The following is a 16437-nucleotide window of genomic DNA, read 5'->3' as shown; positions in this document are numbered from 1 at the left end:
GTCATGGAGATTCGACCAATAACCCCCCGCTACGCCGTCTCGCCCCAGATCACGGTCGAGGACGTCCCAGCCATTGCCGCTGCAGGTTTCGTTAAGGTCATCTGCAACCGACCGAATGCCGAAGTTCCCTACGATATGCAGTCGGATGCGATTGGTCAGGCCGTGCGGGCAGCGGGGTTGGAATACGAAGTTCTGGAATTAACACATCAGACCATGACGCCCAGCAACGTGGCCTTGCAACGAGAGCTTGCCGAAAGCTGTTCGGGGCCGGTTCTGGCCTATTGTGCGTCTGGCACGCGCTGTTCGGTAGTGTGGGCCCTTGGCCAATGCGACCGCATGAGTACAGATGATATTCTGCAGGCCACAACCAAAGCTGGTTATGCCTTGGAAAACCTGCGACCAGCGTTGGACCACATGCGAAACATTGACCGTTGAGGTTGTTGGCTCATCAGGTTTGGCTGGGTTTGTCACCCAACCCCGTCAGACCCGCCAGTTGCGAAATTTCGGCTACCATTTGATCCGGGTTTTCAAAGCCCAGCCCCTTTCCTATGTCGCTCATCGCCGCTGAGTCTGAGGGCACAACACTATGGGAAAGACTGGCCTGCGCCGGTTCGTCCAAAACCTCTTGCCGTGCTACGTTTGATCTGGCTTCGAGGAAATCGGGTGTATCCGAATGTTCAGGCGACGATGCGGCATATTCGTTTAACCTTACAGCGCGCATCCCTCCACATTGCCCCAAACGTCCTACCGCAGCTCGGGTCCGATCGATTGTCAGGACTTCTGCGCGGTCCAGCCTTGACCCTACCAGCGGCAGAACATCACCCACCACAAGCCCGGAAAGAGTGGCCAAGGGCAAAGACATCCGGCTGATCACAGTATTTAATTCTGCCCGAACGACACCGGACGCCTGTTCGAGATTCGGCCCCAACTCCTCCGGTTTCGTATCACCGGCACCCTGCTCTGCCGGTAGTTCGGGCAGCAGGACCGAGATCTGACCCTGTCGGAGCCCCCCGCCCAGTTCCACTGTCAGCTCAAACACACGATATGCGTCTTCGACCATAGCCAGCGTCAGGCTACGCAGATCGACAAGCCGCGCGCGGAATTCATAACCCGAAAGGCTGGACCGATCGGTCGCCGCTTCGACCAGACCAACGGCCCTCGTCAGTGCCTCTTCCATCAGCGGGGCCACCATAGCGGCATCGGTATCTGTGTAATCCCGTGCAGCCGGAGGGGCCGACATAACTTCCCCGATTGTCTGCACCTGAACGATTGCGGAAGCAGCCCCCATGTCCATGCAAACAGCCGCAGACATCCCGTCATCGTTGCTGAGCTGAAGCAGCAGCCAATCTTGGCCCGCTGCATCGGTCAGGTCGTCCGGCGCTCTGTTGGATTGCTTTGCGCCGATAACGGAAAGCGGCAATTGAATTCGGTCACCGGCTGTTCGGGCAAACGCCAGTCGCAACGCACGCAGAACGGAACGCGGCTTTTCACCCTGCTCTTCCTGCCCTGCCGAAAGTTTGCGTGCCAAAGCTGTGCTGACAGACTGCGTCATTCCGGTTACCGCTCTGAGTATCTGAATCTGATATCCGGTCTAACCCGACGCAGGTTACCAATGTCTTTATGGCCGCCTTATTGCGCGGCCTGCTGGTAAGCCAATGGCAGGCGGACGCGGAAAGCCGCGCCACCCTGACCGGGCAGGTAACTGATCTCGCCGCCCAACCGCTGCATGATCTCGCGGCAGATCGCCAGACCCAACCCGGCGCCACCGGCCTTGTCCACACCAACGCGGGCAAATTTCTCAAATACCATCGACTGCGCTTCGGGCGGGATGCCGCTGCCATTGTCGGCAAAGTCGATTACGACCTGCCCACCGACGTCGTGGGCTGAAATCGTCAAGACCGGCTCATCCGCATCGCAGTATTTCTGTGCGTTCGAAATGAGGTTGATGAAGACCTGCCCCAGCCGGTCAAGGTCGGTGTGCAGTGGGATTCGCTCGGACGACCTTGACCGCCGAACCTTTAACGTCGGTCGTGATCCGGCCAGCGCGCTGGACACTGCCCGATCCAGAACCGAGCACAGAGTATCCCCGCCCATATTCAGGTTGACCCGGCCGCTTTCCAGCACGCTCAGGTCCAGCAGATCGTCCAACAATCTCGTCAGCCGCAGCGCTTCATCATGGATGATCGCTGCATATCGGGTCTGTTCCTCAGTACTCAGTCCATCCGTATCGCGCATGATTTCAGAGAACGCGCGGATCGACGTCATAGGCGTGCGCAATTCATGGCTGACCTGACTGAGAAAACTGTCCTTTTGTTCGGAAATTTGCGTCAGCTTGGTGTTTGCCTCACGCAGCTGCCGCGCGGTGCGGCTGAGCTCTGCGGATTTGACTTCAAGCTGGCTGGAGTATTCCAAAAGTTGCGCGGACTCGTCCGCCACGGCCAAAAGATCCTCGACCGAAACCGATGAACCGCCGACGATCTGCCCGATCATCGCATGAGCCGTCGCAGCCCCAACGGAACCGCTGAGCTCGCGCTCCAGACGTTCCAGAAAGCCCGGCGTTGGTTCAGGCAGGCTTGCCCGGCCGCCCTGCGCCTTGGCCTCAGCCTGAAAGAACTCCTGCGCCGGACCTGCGCCAAGAATTCGCTGGGTCATGATCATGAGGTCTTCGCTTTGCGCCACTGACCCTGTCCAGCCCCGCGCCGCGACTGAGTGGTCGTAAACGTTGACGAATTGCGCACCCTGCAGACGTTCCAGCGGGCTGGGAAAACTCAGCAAGGATGCGGTGCAGAATGCAAATGTGTTCAGGGTCAGCGACCACATAACCGTATGGACCATCGGATCCATACCGTCGATCCCGAACAGGGCCTGCGGGCGCAGCCAGCTCCAACCGAACAGGCCGTTTTGCAAAACCGCCTCGGGCATCAGGGCGCCACCCATCCCCGGCAGCAGCAGGGTGTAGATCCACAGAAGGAACCCAACCGTCAGCCCAACCAGTGCCCCGGTTCGCGTAGCCCCGCGCCAGAACAGGCCACCGACCAGCGCCGGCAGAATCTGGGCGATCCCCGCAAAGGCCACCAGCCCGATCGAAGCCAGGGCGGTGCCGCCGCCGGACAAACGATAATAGAAGAAGCCTAGCGCCATGATGACCGCGATGGACACACGTCGCGCAACCAGTACAACGTTGCGAACATCCCCGGACACCGAGCCGGAGCCTTCCTGCGTGCTCAGCCAGATCGGCATGACCAGATGGTTCGACACCATGGTCGACAGCGCCATCGCCGTCACGATGACCATGGAGGTTGCCGAAGAAAAACCGCCAATAAAGGAGAACATCGCCAGCCAGTCATTGCCCTGTGACAAGGGCACGGTCAGAACGAACAGGTCCGGGTTCGATCCTTCGGGCATCAAATCCAGACCTACAACTGCGATGGGAATGACGAACAAACTCATTAGCAGCAGGTAAAGTGGAAAAGCCCAGGCCGCAGTTCTCAGATGGCCTTCATCAGCGTTCTCAACCACCATCACCTGAAACATGCGCGGCAGGCAGATAAAGGCGGCGGCAGATAGAAAGATGAATGTTGTCCAGCGCCCGCCATCCACGTTCCATTGTCCGATCTCGGACGCATCGATGCGATCCATCATCGGACCGACACCACCAGCGATACCCCAGACAACAAATATCCCGACTGCGAGCAACGCGAAGAGTTTTACGACTGATTCCAGTGCGATTGCCGTCACCACCCCGTGGTGGCGTTCGTTCGCGTCCAGATTTCGGGTCCCGAACAGAATCGCAAACACCGCCAGCCCGGCGGCCACCCAGAACACACTGGCCCCCTCCCGATACAGGCCTGACGGGTCAGCCTCGGCAAAGATGGAAAAAGACAGTGTAATGGATTGCAACTGCAGCGCGATGTAGGGCGTCCCGCCCAGAACGGCCAAAATGGTCACACATATCGCCAGCGTATTGGACTTGCCATAACGCGATGAGATCAGGTCAGCGATGGAAGTTACCCGCTGGCTGCGCCCGACCCGCACCAACTTACGCAGACCCCACCACCAGCTGAGCATGACCAGCGTAGGTCCGAGGTAAATCGTTACGAACTCCAACCCTGATCGAGCCGCGTTGCCTACCGCACCGTAAAACGTCCAAGCGGTGCAGTAGATCGAAAGCGACAGTGTGTAGATCAACGGAGACCGCAGCCAAGCCCCCCTGCCAGCAGCAGCCATCCGGTCGGCCGCAAAGGCCACGCCGAACAACAGAACGACATAGCCAAGGCAAACGAGGATCAGAACATTCAGCGTGGCCATCGATCCGACTCCGGCTCGGAATCGTCATTTGCTGCCATGCGTCTGGCGGCAAAACCAAAGATCAGGCTGATCACAATCAGCAAGGCCCAACATGTGAAGATGTACAAAATAGCCGAAGACAAAGGCACACCGTCACCGGACGCGCTTTGACTGGGCCATAGCAACGGCAGCGCGATCAGCACTGCCCCCAGAATTGGCAGCAGCCGAGCTGCATCTGTCAGCCTGCGGCGTCGATAGCTTTGACGCTCAAGAAACAGCGAAGGCCGCGCCCCTTTGGGCTGTCGATCTTCGCCCAGGCTCATGACCGTGTTGCCTGCGCGTGCAGGTCTCGCACAGCCGTCAGCACTTCGGCATTGGAAAAGGGTTTGGTCATAAAGCGGCTGACTCCCGCGTTTTCAGCCATTTCCCGATCACGTGATTGGCCCCGGGCCGTCAGCATCAGGACGGGCAAACCCTGCAGGTCTTCTATCTCGCGCAGATCACGCAAAATCTCCATGCCACTTTTTCCAGGCAGCATAACATCCAGAATAACAAGATCAGGGTTTGCACCCTGAATGACCTGAACCGCATCCGAGCCTTCGGCATGCGTTTCCACCAGCCAACCTTCGCGCGTCAGCAAAAATCGAATAGCCTCGGCGATGTTGGGCTCGTCCTCAATTAACAGAACCTTACGGCTCATATGTTCCATCCCTCCCCGTGACGGGATCTGTCCGTGAACCCGTCGGCGTCAGCTTACGCGCTCTGTCAGGAAACTGTCAAAAACCTTCGCTCAGAATCGACGGCTCTCGGCGCGACTTGCAGTCGCCATTGGGACAGACCCGACAGCTTGGACCAACCCGAGTCGCGAATTGCGCGTCCTGACCACCCTCTTCAACCGCACGGACCAGCATGACCGAGTGGTAAACCGGCGCATCGTCATAGGCGGACACCGTCTGAGGCCAGGCATAGGCGTAGCAATCAAATTCGGCTGCGGTTCGACCCAGCTGCACGACACGTTTGCGGATAGGAACCAATGGCCTGCTGAGTGCCTGAAACACTGGCCACAGCGGGCATGCTTCGCCAAATCTGGGCATGGCGAATCCGGGCACGGGCTTGCTGAACAGAATACTGCCGGACGCGTCACAAACCACCAGCCCGGTTGGCCGCCCCAGATATCCTTCGGGCAACGCGGCCAGCCGCCGAAGCACCGTCGCAACATCCACCGAAAACCGTGCAGCCAACTGCAACGGGTCGGGTTCAGCCCCGGTCAGAGCTGCCTGAACTTCGGCCAAAGGCATTGCCCGGGCGTCGGCCACATAAATATCCAGAAAGCTCTTGGTCACAGATCTTGCGGCAGATGAATCCAGTTTGCTCAGATCGATGTCCGAGCTGGTTCCACCTTCCTCAATCTGAGGGAAATGGTGTCCGTTGGCATCGAAGAACGCTTCAACATCTTCGGAAGGTACTCCGCGACGGTCCTCAGCAGATTCGGAATCATCGAGATACGCCACCAATGACTTGGAACTGTCCGCCAGCCGTTCCGCGTCCTGATGCAAGTTGCGGTGGAAACGGTCCTGCCATTCGGGCTCGATCTCCTGCGTCTCGGCTAAAATAGCCGCCGTTGACCGAATCGCGGCAGCGGTTGACAGAACCTCATGCATAGACGCGGCCAGGTGCGGGTCGTGGGTCAAACGGTCTGACAGCGTTTCGACAGTGCGCTCGAGCGACACGACCCGGCGGTGCATCTGAGCCAGCACACCTGCCCACCCCGGGAACCGCCCCGCGAATTCTTCGAGCCCGTCAACCTCGGCCTTTTGTCCAACTGCATCCGCCGCAGCTTCGCGCAATGCCGAGATCAGCGTCGCCTCGATTCCCTGCGTCAGCAACGAAGGCTCTACGGCTAGGGCATTGGCGATATCGACCAACAGCTTGCCCCCGATCCGTCGGCGGTTGTGTTCGATGAGGTTCAGATAAGACGCTGAAATTCCAACCTGCCGCGCAAGCGAAGCCTGACGCAGACCCGCGATCTGGCGTCGCTCACGAATACGGCTGCCCGTCAGCGTATCACGCATGATCTCGCGCCCATACTACCCCTATCTTTTCAGAACTCCTTATAGATTTCTAACGCTTAACAGCCAGTTTTCATAGCTTATTTACAAACTTCACAAGTGCACCCTGGAATTCACCTTGCATCGCGAACACCCAAATGACCGCCGTACAACCAAAATTTCTCCACCCCTCTTCTAATTTCCCCGAAATCCCGGCACGATAGCCGGATGAGCGATCCAGCTTTCGAATATGCCCCCATCGGATTGGTCGAGTTGGAAAACCGCATCATCCGACGCTGCAATCTGCAATTCGCACGCACCTTTGGCGGCGAAGAAGCAGAATATCGCAATATGCCTCTGCTGCACCTCTACCCGTCAGTCGCAGATTGGGAACGAATTGGTGCCCGCAGCCTGCAAGTGATGCGCGACACCGGGTATTACACTGACGAGCGTGTCATGCGCAGACGCAACAGCGATCTGTTCTGGTGCCGGGCGCGCGGGCGTTCCCTGACTCCGGATGACCCGTTTCGTCACGGCATCTGGAGCTTCTCTGACATCTCCGAGGAACGCCCCCTCGTCGAACTGACAGCCCGGGAGCGCGAAGTCGCCATCATGTCTTGCCGGGGCCTGTCAGCCAAGGAGATCGGTGTGGAACTGGGGCTGAGTTACCGCACGATCGAAGCGTATCGCGCGCGATTGCTTGAGAAGTTTGGCGCACGTAAACTACCGGAACTTGTGGCAAAACTCTCGGGAATGCCCCTCTAATCACTTTTGCCCCTCAAAAACTTGGGTAAAACCCCTATCTGACAGGCCGAGACGCGCTTTTCATGACAGGGCGCATAGCTTATAACGCTGCGTAATCAGACCAAAGCCCGCACCAAATAGACGGGCCAAAGGGGAACCGTCGAGGACACTCATGACAGACACCAAACACGAAGCGGATGTGGCATTCATCAAGGCATTGGCCGAATTGCTGCGCGAAAACGACCTGACTGAACTGCAGGTCAAGCGTGAATATGGCGAGGAAGACAGCCTGAACGTGCGCGTAAGCCGCATGTCACAGGTCGCACCCGCTCCGGTTCAGGTGGCCGTTCCGGCCGCGGCTCCGGCCCCCGCGGTCGCCCCCGTCGCCGCAGCGGCCGCCCCTGCCGACGCCCCCGCCGCGCAGGAAGACCCGGCCAGCCACCCCGGCGCCGTTACCTCGCCAATGGTGGGAACCGTCTATATGCAGCCCGAACCGGGCGCACCTGCCTTCATCAGCGTCGGCGCATCGGTGTCCGAAGGCGACACCCTGCTGATCGTCGAGGCGATGAAAACCATGAACCACATCCACGCCCCCAAATCCGGCACCATCAAACGTGTTTTGGTGGGTGACGGCGATGCTGTGGAATTCGGCACCCCTCTGGTAATCATCGAGTAAGGCGGGCCCATGTTCGACAAGATCCTGATTGCCAACCGAGGCGAGATCGCACTGCGCGTCATCCGCGCCGCGCGCGAGATGGGGATTGCGACGGTCGCCGTGCACTCCACCGCCGATAGCGACGCGATGCACGTGCGTATGGCGGACGAATCGGTCTGCATTGGCCCTCCGCCCAGCCCGCAAAGCTATCTGTCCGTACCCGCGATTATCTCGGCCTGTGAAATCACTGGCGCGCAAGCGATCCACCCCGGTTATGGCTTCCTTTCCGAGAATGCCGAGTTCGTGCAGATCGTCGAAGATCACGGCATCACCTTCATCGGCCCCACCGCCGAACACATCCGCGTCATGGGTGACAAGATCACCGCCAAGGACACCATGAAACAACTTGGTGTGCCTTGCGTTCCGGGCTCGGACGGCGGCGTCCCCGACCTGGCTACGGCCAAGAAAATCGGTGAGGAATTCGGCTATCCGGTCATCATCAAGGCTACTGCCGGTGGCGGCGGTCGCGGCATGAAAGTCGCGCAAAGCGCTGATGAGATGGAAAGCGCCTTCATGACCGCGCGCGCCGAAGGCAAAGCCGCCTTTGGCAATGACGAGGTCTATATCGAGAAATACCTGACCACGCCGCGCCATATTGAGATCCAGGTCTTTGGCGACGGCAAGGGCAAGGCGGTGCATCTGGGCGAACGCGACTGCTCGCTGCAGCGCCGCCACCAGAAAGTGTTTGAAGAGGCTCCCGGTCCCTGCATAACCCCCGAAGAACGTGCCAAGATCGGTAAGATCTGCGCCGACGCCGTGGCCAAAATCAACTATATCGGCGCGGGCACGATTGAGTTCCTGTATGAGAATGGCGAGTTCTATTTCATCGAGATGAACACCCGCCTGCAGGTGGAACACCCGGTGACCGAAGGTATTTTCGGCGTCGATCTGGTGCGCGAGCAAATTCTCGTCGCGGCTGGGGAACCGATGTCGTTCGGTCAGGACGATCTGGAAATCAATGGCCACGCCATCGAGGTTCGGATCAACGCCGAAAAGCTGCCGAACTTCTCTCCCTGCCCAGGTAAGATCACGGCCTACCACGCGCCCGGCGGCTTGGGCGTACGGATGGATTCGGCGCTGTACGACGGATATTCGATCCCGCCCTACTACGACTCGCTGATTGCCAAGCTGATCGTTCAGGGCCGCGACCGGGAAGAGGCTCTGGCCCGCCTGAATCGTGCGTTGGGAGAGTTGATCGTGGACGGCATCGATACCACCGTGCCGCTGTTCCACGCTCTGCTGCAAGAACCCGACATTCACAGCGGTGACTACAACATTCACTGGCTGGAACAGTGGCTTGCGGCGAATATGGCCCAATAAATCTTCGGGACCAGAGGGTGTTGGCGCTCTGGTCCCATGGTGCCCCGCATGAGCCTGACCCCAGAACTATTGCTGCACGGCTATTCGATCGGCATCTTCCCGATGGCCGAGCACCGCGATGATCCGGAACTGTTCTGGGTCGACCCCAAGTTTCGCGGCGTCTTCCCACTTGATGGCTTTCACATCTCGCGCAGCCTGGCGCGGCGCATCCGAAATTGCGGTTTTACCATTACTATCAATCATGACTTTGCCGGGGTTGTAGAAGGCTGCGCCGATCGCGCCGACACCTGGATCAACGCCGAGTTACGCAGCCTGTACCAACAACTCCACCAAACTGGCCGCGCCCATTCATTGGAAATCTGGGACGGAGAGGCCTTGGTCGGTGGCGTTTACGGCGTCGCGTTGGGTGGGGCGTTTTTCGGTGAAAGCATGTTTTCTCGCCGAACGGATGCCTCAAAAATCGCGCTGGCCTATCTGGTGGACCGCCTGCGCCAAACCGGGTTTCGATTGTTCGACACCCAATTTCTGACTGCCCATCTTGCTTCGTTGGGGGCAATCGAAATACCCCGCTCGCAATATCGGCGGGAGCTTGAAGAAGCGCTTGATGCCAGCGCAGACTTTACCGCAGATGCGCCTCAGTCGCCCGAAGGCGTAATACAACGGATCACCCAAACGTCGTAACGCGAATGGTCCAGCGCGTTCAGGGCCGGTGACGTCGCAATCATCCAACCGTCAAACAGTTGATCCGTCTTACCTTTTTCCCAGATGGTCAGGTACGCGAACGCGTCGCCGGTCGGGTTATCCGCTGGGTAGCGGCAATCGCCCAACGCCACATCCAGACCAAAGACTGCCTGGGTTTGGCCGTTTTGCATTTCAACGTCGACTGTCTGCCCATTGACCTTGTCCAGCCCGCGCAGCATCGCGCCGGGACCGGAGGTAGCTTTTTGCTGAGCCGTTGCTGCCGTAGCGGTCAGTAGTGCTGCGATCAGGGCAATCTGCTTCATTCGCTTCCATCTCCGGCCACGAATTTTACCAGCAGGGAAATCAGGCTGACCGCACCCTGCGTATCTTCCACCTGATCACCCGCTTCGAAATAGAACGGCGAGCCGCCCGGCATGACTTCGACAAAGTTGCCGCCCAGCAGCCCCTCGGACGAAATGACAATCGCGCTGTCATCCGGCACAAGGATTCCGTCAGAGATGGTAAAGGTCGTATCGGCGCGATAGGTCTCAGAGTTCAGGGTCACGCCGGTTACGGTGCCAATCTTGACGCCCGCAAGGCGCACATCAGTGCCCACCCCCACCCCTTCCAGGGACCGGAATGAGGCGCCCAGTTCGTAGCCATTGCTGTTTTGCGACAGGCCGGTGGACTGACTGGCGTAGACGCCAAAGGCGATCGCACAAGCCAGAACGGCTCCGCCGACCAGAACTTCGGTTGCATTGTAGGTCGACATTGCGCGCCTCGTGTTATTCCGGGCTCCAGGCTTCGTAGTCTTTGCGCTCGACCGGGTCCGGGCGGCGCAGAGATCCCGCAGGCGCATAGGCCAACGCGGTGCCTGTCAGATTTTCCTGATGTGGCTTTTCCCAGGATTTATGCTTTAACGGTTTGTCCGTCGGCGGCTCGTCCCAGGTGCGGTGCAGCCAGCCGTGCCAGTCCGGATCAATTCTGCTTGCCTCGGCTTCACCGTTGAAAATCACCCAGCGCCTGCTGTCGTCCGCGTTGCGGTAGAATACGTTACCTTCGTCGTCCTCGCCGACCTTAACGCCCTTGCGCGCAGTGTAAATCTGCGTGTTCAAAGTGGCACCGTTCCACCAGGTTACGGCCCGCAAAAGACTGTTCAGGATTCCCATCGGCTGCCTCCGGCATTTCTGTACACGCAGATATGGACCAAAGGCACGCCAAGGTCCAGTGTCACAAGGACCGCACCCCCTATTCTGGCAAAAAGGCGGTAACTTCGATTTCGATCCGGTATTTCGGGTCGATCAACCCGCATTCGATCATTGTCGTTACCGGCGGGTTGGCCCCGAAGGCCTCGCGCAGGATCGGCCAGCACGGTTCAAATTCGAACCGATCCGGCAGCATATAGGTCACACGCACAACATCGGCAAAGCTGGCACCAGCGTCGGCCAGGGCTTTTTCGATTGTGCACAATGCAGATCGGCATTGTTCGGTGACATCTTCACCCTGACCAACTGTACCGGCAACGTGAACCCAGCCCCCCGCGACCACGGCGCGGCAATACCCAATCTTAACTTCAAATTCACCGCCGGACGAAATGCGTTTGATCGCCATGCTACCCCTCATAGGAAAACGGCGCGGTCAGTGCCGCGCCGTGTTTTTGTTATCCGTTTCGCTTTATCCGGCCGAAGCTGATTCCGCCGCATCTGCGTAGATGATCAGTGGCTGCTTGTCCGACGACACCGCCTCTTCGTTCACCACAACCTCGGTCACGTTTTTCATGCCCGGCAGTTCGAACATAGTGTCCAGCAGGATATCTTCGAGGATTGAACGCAGACCCCGTGCGCCGGTTTTCCGTTCGATGGCCTTCTTGGCAATCGACTTCAGCGCATCGTCGGTAAAGGCCAACTCGGCATCTTCCAGTTCGAACAGACGCTGGTACTGCTTGACCAGAGCGTTCTTGGGCTTGGTCAGGATAGTGACCAGAGCGTCTTCGTCCAGGTCTTCCAGCGTCGCCAGAACAGGTAGACGGCCAACGAATTCCGGGATCAGACCGAATTTCAGTAGGTCTTCGGGCTCAAGATCCTTAAAGATCTCACCTACACCACGCTCGTCATTGTCGCGAACATCCGCACCAAAGCCCATGGCCGAGCCCTTACCGCGCTGAGCGATGATCTTGTCCAGTCCCGCAAAGGCACCGCCGCAGATAAACAGGATATTGGTGGTGTCCACCTGCAGAAACTCCTGCTGAGGATGCTTGCGCCCGCCCTGCGGCGGAACGCTGGCTACGGTGCCTTCCATCAGCTTCAGCAGCGCCTGCTGCACACCCTCGCCCGATACGTCCCGGGTGATAGACGGGTTCTCGGACTTACGCGTGATCTTGTCGACCTCGTCGATATAAACGATGCCGCGCTGTGCGCGTTCCACGTTGTATTCGCTGGCCTGCAAAAGTTTCAGGATGATGTTCTCGACATCCTCGCCCACATAACCGGCTTCGGTCAGTGTGGTCGCGTCAGCCATCGTGAACGGCACATCCAGAATCCGCGCCAGCGTCTGCGCCAGCAGCGTCTTGCCGCAGCCGGTCGGGCCGATCAGCAGGATGTTGGACTTGGCCAGCTCAATATCGCTGCCCGCCTTCTGCGCGTGGTTCAGACGCTTGTAGTGGTTGTGCACCGCGACCGACAGGACCCGCTTGGCGGTGGCCTGACCGATGACGTAATCGTCCAGCACTTCGCAAATGTCTTTGGGCGTGGGCACACCGTCACTGGACTTCAGGCCGCTGGCCTTGGTCTCTTCGCGGATGATGTCCATGCATAGCTCGACGCACTCGTCGCAGATGAAAACGGTCGGGCCGGCAATCAGCTTGCGCACCTCATGCTGGCTCTTGCCGCAGAAGCTGCAGTAGAGCGTGTTTTTGCCGTCACCGCCTGAATTCGTCGCCATGTTCTACCTTTCGGGCTTCATCCCTGCGGCCACTGTCGGGCCGCGATTGCCACATGTGGTTGCAGCTTAGGCCACCACCGGGGCGGCTACAATCTCAAAAATGTTCCCCACGCCCAGGACGTGGGGACTTATTCTCAGGCCTCTTCGCCATCCATCTTGGCGCGGTTTTCGACGATCTCGTCGATATGACCCCAGTCTTTCGCTTCTTCCGGGCTCATGAAATTGTCACGATCCAGCGCTTTTTCAACCGCCTTTTTGGTCTGGCCGGTATGACGCACGTAAATGTCATACAAGCGATCTTTGAGTTTTTGCGTTTCGGCTGCGTGAATCATGATGTCGCTTGCCTGACCCTGATACCCGCCGCTGGGCTGGTGCACCATGATACGGCTGTTGGGCAGCGAAAATCGCATTCCCTTCTCACCACCGGCCAGCAGAACTGATCCCATCGAGGCCGCCTGACCGATCACCAATGTCGAACATTTCGGCTTGATGTACTGCATTGTATCGTAAATCGACAAACCGCTGGTCACGACGCCGCCAGGCGAGTTGATATAGATCGAGATCTCCTTGCTGGGATTTTCCGCCTCCAGATGCAGCAACTGCGCGACGACCAGATGGCTCATGCCATCATGGATCGGACCGTTGATGAAAATGATCCGCTCTTTCAGAAGGCGCGAGAAAATATCGTATGCCCGCTCACCCCGGCTGGTCTGTTCGACGACCATGGGAACGAGCGTATTCATATAGGTATCAACGGGATCGAACATGAGAACCTGCCTGTTTTGCTATGGATCGGGACACTACCCGAAGAAACGTTACCCGAGTCTTAGTGTCGCCACGGGGGGGCTGCAAGGGGGGCAGGATAGATCGCGCTCAACCCGCGCGATCAAGGGGGTCAAAGTGCCGTCTTAAGCCCCGCAGCGACACAGAACAAAAGTTCGAATTGAGATGCTGGAATCTAAGCCTCTCATTTCCCATCACATCATTTTGATCCGTGCATATGGAAATTCATGCCCAGAACGTGTAGCAATGCGAACCGCCTTTGCGGACCACTCGAAAAGAAAACACGCGCCCGCCTCAGGGCCCGAAAGGAATACACCAATGGCTTTGCCTCAGGTATCACAGAACATGACATCTGACGATTTCGACCGGATGGCCGGAAACGCGACCCGCGCATCGAATTTCCTCAAGGCAATCAGTCACGAAGGCCGACTGATGATCCTTTGCCATTTGGTGTCCGGCGAGAAGTCCGTGACTGAACTGGAAGACCTGCTGTCCGCCCGGCAGGCGGCGGTCTCGCAACAGCTATCCCGCCTTCGTCTGGAAGGTCTGGTGATTCCCCGGCGCGAAGGCAAAGCGATTTACTACAGGCTGGCGGACGACAGACCACGCCGCATGCTGGAAGTGGTGTACGAGTTGTTCTGCAACGACGAAAAAAGCTGACACCGCCTTTTTTGTAACTGACTGATCCGCGGGTTTATGGGCCCGGAGCGTCTGCGGCTCCGCAGCATCGCGTTGTCCGGGCGGATCCATTCCGCTGAGTGCAGGTGATCCACGCCCCCCCTTGGTGCGCGCCCTTCACAGAATTGCCGACGTATCGTCTCGTTTGTTTGGGCTCGGATATCCTGAGCGCCGCCCCAGTTCGAACGTCTTCCAACCAAAATGGAGGTACGGCAAAATACTGGTTCCTGCATAAGAAAACTGCTACGCAAGTTTCATAAAAAACACATGGAGGTACTGATGATCCGCGCAATTCTGGTTGGGCTTGCCCTGTTTTCCCTCGCAGCTTGCGAGACAGCAAAGGGTGCAGGAAAAGACATCGAAAATGCAGGTGACGCCATTCAGGAAGCGGCAACAGACGTCCAGCAGAACATCTAACGCCCTTCACTATGTTGCGAAATTCTCGCCAACAAACACAAGATATGGTTGATGGTTGCGCCCGATTCCGGTAGTGTTTCTGGTACAGGTGCATAGACGCGGCATTGCATTTCTGACACAACCTCGGGGTTCTTGTGCACGCACAAGAACCCCGTTCCCGTCTTACGAGGGGGGTAGAGTGGTAATCCGCATGAGCCAAAAGCCCGAAGAAAAAGGAAAAGGCGTCAGGTGCGCAGACGCGGTCTTTGCACGTATCCTCTCGGACACTCCTGACGCCTTGCCGGGTCGATGCGCCCGCGGGACGCCCGATCCAGTTGCCCTGGCCCTGAAGCAGGCCACGACCGCTGAGCGGCACCCTAAGGTGCCTCACAACACGCATTGACCTTCTGAGAGTCTGATCACCTGATCCGGGTCTGACACCCAACTCAGCTGATCATCCACCGGTAAGCCTTTGCACATAAAAACAAATCCTAAGACTTGCCTTTACTGCGCTGACCCCCTTGGCCTTTGCGTACCACCCAGGTTCCTAAGAACCGTTGCGGTAATCGAACTGTTACATCCGGGTCATGGCCCGGCAAGAAAATAGCACTGCAGCATGAAAATTAGACGGGGATAAAGTGTTGATATCCAGCGGGAAAGTTTTGTGGATAACTCCGGAAATCGAAGTACCGCGCGGCCTTGAAGATGGAAAAGGCCAAATGCGAAGCGATCGGTCACTTTTTAGCGCTTTCTGCACCTGCAAAGGCCGCCACACCGGCCATTTGAGACAATTTGCCCGAGTTGAACACTGTCAGAGACCCAATCTGTCGAATCGCATAGGTACAGGTTCGTCGACTTGCGGCACTCTTCCTTCAACTCGCCGGTCTGAAAAATGCGTACCTCGGCCGACGCCACCCGCATTTAGGAAATGATACTTGGTATCTGCTGTCGAAGAGATCTGGCTTAACGGCATACACGGGACGCGAAGGCCGGGGCCGGACGACACCAACACTGCAAACGAATTGCGCTGAAGGATCGCGTGATCCACACGCCTCGTGCCGAGGAACGCCGCATTCCGACACGCAGCAGTCTGGACCCTATCGCAGGCAGTCAGGTTGCCGTCCGACCCGTCTCCTCCCTGTGGAGACACTGGTTCCGTTTTTGAGAAGCGTTCCGACCCGACCGGGATTACCTATTATGCGCCGCCACACAGTGCAGCCAGTACCCCCTACAGCCGGTCGGGCCGGAAACGCTTCAGTTCACCTGTCGTTCCAGAACGGTGCTGTAAGTCGTTCCGTTACGCAGGCTACGGAAATCGGCAAAGATCTTGCCGTCTTCGTACCGTGCATCGATCAACGCATTCGCGCCGATCACCATCGGTGAGGTTTCGACGATACCAATCGAACCCGAGCCATCCAGGCTGATAGTTCCGGTGGCTTCGTTTTCATTCCATTCGGTGTCGCCATCCCGGCGCCACTTGCTGGGACCCCAAAAGACATTGTCTTCCTGAATCTGGACATCCAGCATCCACTCGGCCTGATTGAACCGAGGTTCCTCTCCCCTCTGGTAGTGGCTTGGCGATACGGTCGTATAAGACCCTAGCCATGTGCCCCGCAGGTCCGGGGTATTGTCGGCCAGCGCGGCCGTTCCAAGGGTGAGGGTCGTGGCCAGAGCGGCTGCTCCGGCAGTCAAATATCTGGTCATTGGCTCTCCTCCTGAGATCAGGGCCGTTGCTGGCCTGCTGAACAGATTGGGAGGGTGTGACCGCGTTGCAACTTACCTAAGGGAAACTTCACAGTGGGTTAACGCAACACTCAGACGCCGGGCGTGTCCAGGGGCACACAA

At 58.1% G+C, this 16437-nt stretch carries 20 protein-coding genes; 8 read left to right on the top strand and 12 right to left on the bottom strand.

All coding sequences use genetic code 11. The features are described 5' to 3' along the window. Nucleotides 1–3 precede the first annotated feature (3 nt). On the top strand, nucleotides 4–435 hold the full coding sequence (locus MHN28_RS04100; protein ID WP_239336210.1) for a TIGR01244 family sulfur transferase: 432 nt from the start codon (nucleotides 4–6) through the stop codon (nucleotides 433–435). A gap of 13 nt (nucleotides 436–448) precedes the next feature. On the opposite strand, the gene MHN28_RS04095 is transcribed toward MHN28_RS04100, so the two are convergent. The 5 genes from MHN28_RS04095 to MHN28_RS04075 all read right to left on the bottom strand — a co-directional run bounded on the left by MHN28_RS04095 (nucleotide 449) and on the right by MHN28_RS04075 (nucleotide 6359). Continuing rightward, nucleotides 449–1552: a FliM/FliN family flagellar motor C-terminal domain-containing protein gene (locus MHN28_RS04095; protein WP_239336207.1), complete on the bottom strand. Its 1104-nt coding sequence runs from the start codon at nucleotides 1550–1552 to the stop codon at nucleotides 449–451. A 77-nt stretch (nucleotides 1553–1629) separates the two neighbouring features. After that, nucleotides 1630–4308, bottom strand: a complete 2679-nt coding sequence (locus MHN28_RS04090; protein WP_239336204.1) for a sensor histidine kinase — start codon at nucleotides 4306–4308, stop codon at nucleotides 1630–1632. Then, the gene (locus MHN28_RS04085; RefSeq protein WP_239336201.1) at nucleotides 4296–4610 is read right to left on the bottom strand and encodes a hypothetical protein; all 315 of its coding nucleotides are present in this window, start codon (nucleotides 4608–4610) and stop codon (nucleotides 4296–4298) included. Before MHN28_RS04085 ends, MHN28_RS04090 begins: the two co-directional genes overlap by 13 nt. After that, nucleotides 4607–4987 (bottom strand): response regulator transcription factor, encoded by a 381-nt coding sequence (locus MHN28_RS04080; RefSeq protein WP_239336198.1) that lies wholly within the window; start codon nucleotides 4985–4987, stop codon nucleotides 4607–4609. Before MHN28_RS04080 ends, MHN28_RS04085 begins: the two co-directional genes overlap by 4 nt. Nucleotides 4988–5063: 76 nt before the next feature. After that, nucleotides 5064–6359: a helix-turn-helix domain-containing protein gene (locus tag MHN28_RS04075; RefSeq protein ID WP_239336195.1), complete on the bottom strand. Its 1296-nt coding sequence runs from the start codon at nucleotides 6357–6359 to the stop codon at nucleotides 5064–5066. Nucleotides 6360–6563: 204 nt separating this feature from the next. Here MHN28_RS04075 and MHN28_RS04070 point away from each other — a divergent pair, with 204 nt between their 5' ends. The 4 genes from MHN28_RS04070 (at nucleotide 6564) to aat (ending at nucleotide 9795) form a co-directional block, all read left to right on the top strand. After that, the gene (locus tag MHN28_RS04070) at nucleotides 6564–7100 is read left to right on the top strand and encodes a LuxR C-terminal-related transcriptional regulator (RefSeq protein WP_239336192.1); all 537 of its coding nucleotides are present in this window, start codon (nucleotides 6564–6566) and stop codon (nucleotides 7098–7100) included. Between the two features lie 151 nt (nucleotides 7101–7251). Next, nucleotides 7252–7755: an acetyl-CoA carboxylase biotin carboxyl carrier protein gene (gene accB, locus MHN28_RS04065; RefSeq protein ID WP_239336189.1), complete on the top strand. Its 504-nt coding sequence runs from the start codon at nucleotides 7252–7254 to the stop codon at nucleotides 7753–7755. 9 nt (nucleotides 7756–7764) lie between these two features. After that, nucleotides 7765–9114, top strand: coding sequence for an acetyl-CoA carboxylase biotin carboxylase subunit (gene accC, locus MHN28_RS04060; RefSeq protein WP_239336186.1), 1350 nt, complete (start codon nucleotides 7765–7767; stop codon nucleotides 9112–9114). 48 nt (nucleotides 9115–9162) lie between these two features. After that, complete coding sequence (gene aat / locus MHN28_RS04055) at nucleotides 9163–9795, top strand: leucyl/phenylalanyl-tRNA--protein transferase (protein ID WP_239336182.1); 633 nt, start codon at nucleotides 9163–9165, stop codon at nucleotides 9793–9795. Here aat and MHN28_RS04050 read toward each other — a convergent pair. From MHN28_RS04050 to MHN28_RS04025, 6 genes are all read right to left on the bottom strand, one after another. Continuing rightward, nucleotides 9750–10118 carry a DUF2155 domain-containing protein gene (locus tag MHN28_RS04050; RefSeq protein ID WP_239336179.1) on the bottom strand — a complete coding sequence of 123 codons (369 nt, stop codon included), beginning with the start codon at nucleotides 10116–10118 and terminating at the stop codon, nucleotides 9750–9752. The genes aat and MHN28_RS04050 overlap by 46 nt on opposite strands. After that, nucleotides 10115–10567: an outer membrane lipid asymmetry maintenance protein MlaD gene (gene mlaD / locus MHN28_RS04045; protein ID WP_239336176.1), complete on the bottom strand. Its 453-nt coding sequence runs from the start codon at nucleotides 10565–10567 to the stop codon at nucleotides 10115–10117. Before mlaD ends, MHN28_RS04050 begins: the two co-directional genes overlap by 4 nt. Nucleotides 10568–10580: 13 nt before the next feature. Continuing rightward, nucleotides 10581–10964: an NADH:ubiquinone oxidoreductase subunit NDUFA12 gene (locus MHN28_RS04040; protein ID WP_239336173.1), complete on the bottom strand. Its 384-nt coding sequence runs from the start codon at nucleotides 10962–10964 to the stop codon at nucleotides 10581–10583. Between the two features lie 79 nt (nucleotides 10965–11043). Next, nucleotides 11044–11406: a RidA family protein gene (locus MHN28_RS04035; protein WP_239336171.1), complete on the bottom strand. Its 363-nt coding sequence runs from the start codon at nucleotides 11404–11406 to the stop codon at nucleotides 11044–11046. A gap of 63 nt (nucleotides 11407–11469) precedes the next feature. Then, nucleotides 11470–12735 (bottom strand): ATP-dependent Clp protease ATP-binding subunit ClpX, encoded by a 1266-nt coding sequence (gene clpX, locus MHN28_RS04030; protein WP_058282413.1) that lies wholly within the window; start codon nucleotides 12733–12735, stop codon nucleotides 11470–11472. A 134-nt stretch (nucleotides 12736–12869) separates the two neighbouring features. Continuing rightward, nucleotides 12870–13502 carry an ATP-dependent Clp protease proteolytic subunit gene (locus MHN28_RS04025; RefSeq protein WP_239336169.1) on the bottom strand — a complete coding sequence of 211 codons (633 nt, stop codon included), beginning with the start codon at nucleotides 13500–13502 and terminating at the stop codon, nucleotides 12870–12872. 334 nt (nucleotides 13503–13836) lie between these two features. Between MHN28_RS04025 and MHN28_RS04020 the strand changes: the two genes are divergently transcribed. The 3 genes from MHN28_RS04020 to MHN28_RS04010 all read left to right on the top strand — a co-directional run bounded on the left by MHN28_RS04020 (nucleotide 13837) and on the right by MHN28_RS04010 (nucleotide 14995). Then, nucleotides 13837–14178: a helix-turn-helix transcriptional regulator gene (locus MHN28_RS04020; RefSeq protein ID WP_239336163.1), complete on the top strand. Its 342-nt coding sequence runs from the start codon at nucleotides 13837–13839 to the stop codon at nucleotides 14176–14178. A gap of 297 nt (nucleotides 14179–14475) precedes the next feature. After that, complete coding sequence (locus MHN28_RS04015) at nucleotides 14476–14613, top strand: entericidin A/B family lipoprotein (RefSeq protein WP_239336160.1); 138 nt, start codon at nucleotides 14476–14478, stop codon at nucleotides 14611–14613. A 190-nt stretch (nucleotides 14614–14803) separates the two neighbouring features. Beyond that, nucleotides 14804–14995, top strand: a complete 192-nt coding sequence (locus tag MHN28_RS04010) for a hypothetical protein (RefSeq protein WP_239336157.1) — start codon at nucleotides 14804–14806, stop codon at nucleotides 14993–14995. Between the two features lie 851 nt (nucleotides 14996–15846). Here MHN28_RS04010 and MHN28_RS04005 read toward each other — a convergent pair. Continuing rightward, a complete protein-coding gene (locus MHN28_RS04005; protein WP_239336154.1) occupies nucleotides 15847–16296 on the bottom strand; it encodes a hypothetical protein in 450 nt (149 codons plus the stop codon). Nucleotides 16297–16437 lie beyond the last annotated feature (141 nt).

This window comes from Ruegeria sp. Ofav3-42 (assembly GCF_022347725.1).
Taxonomy (GTDB): domain Bacteria; phylum Pseudomonadota; class Alphaproteobacteria; order Rhodobacterales; family Rhodobacteraceae; genus Ruegeria.
The sequence above is the reverse complement of the archived record's forward strand: the minus strand, read 5'-3'. Positions and strand labels throughout refer to the sequence as shown.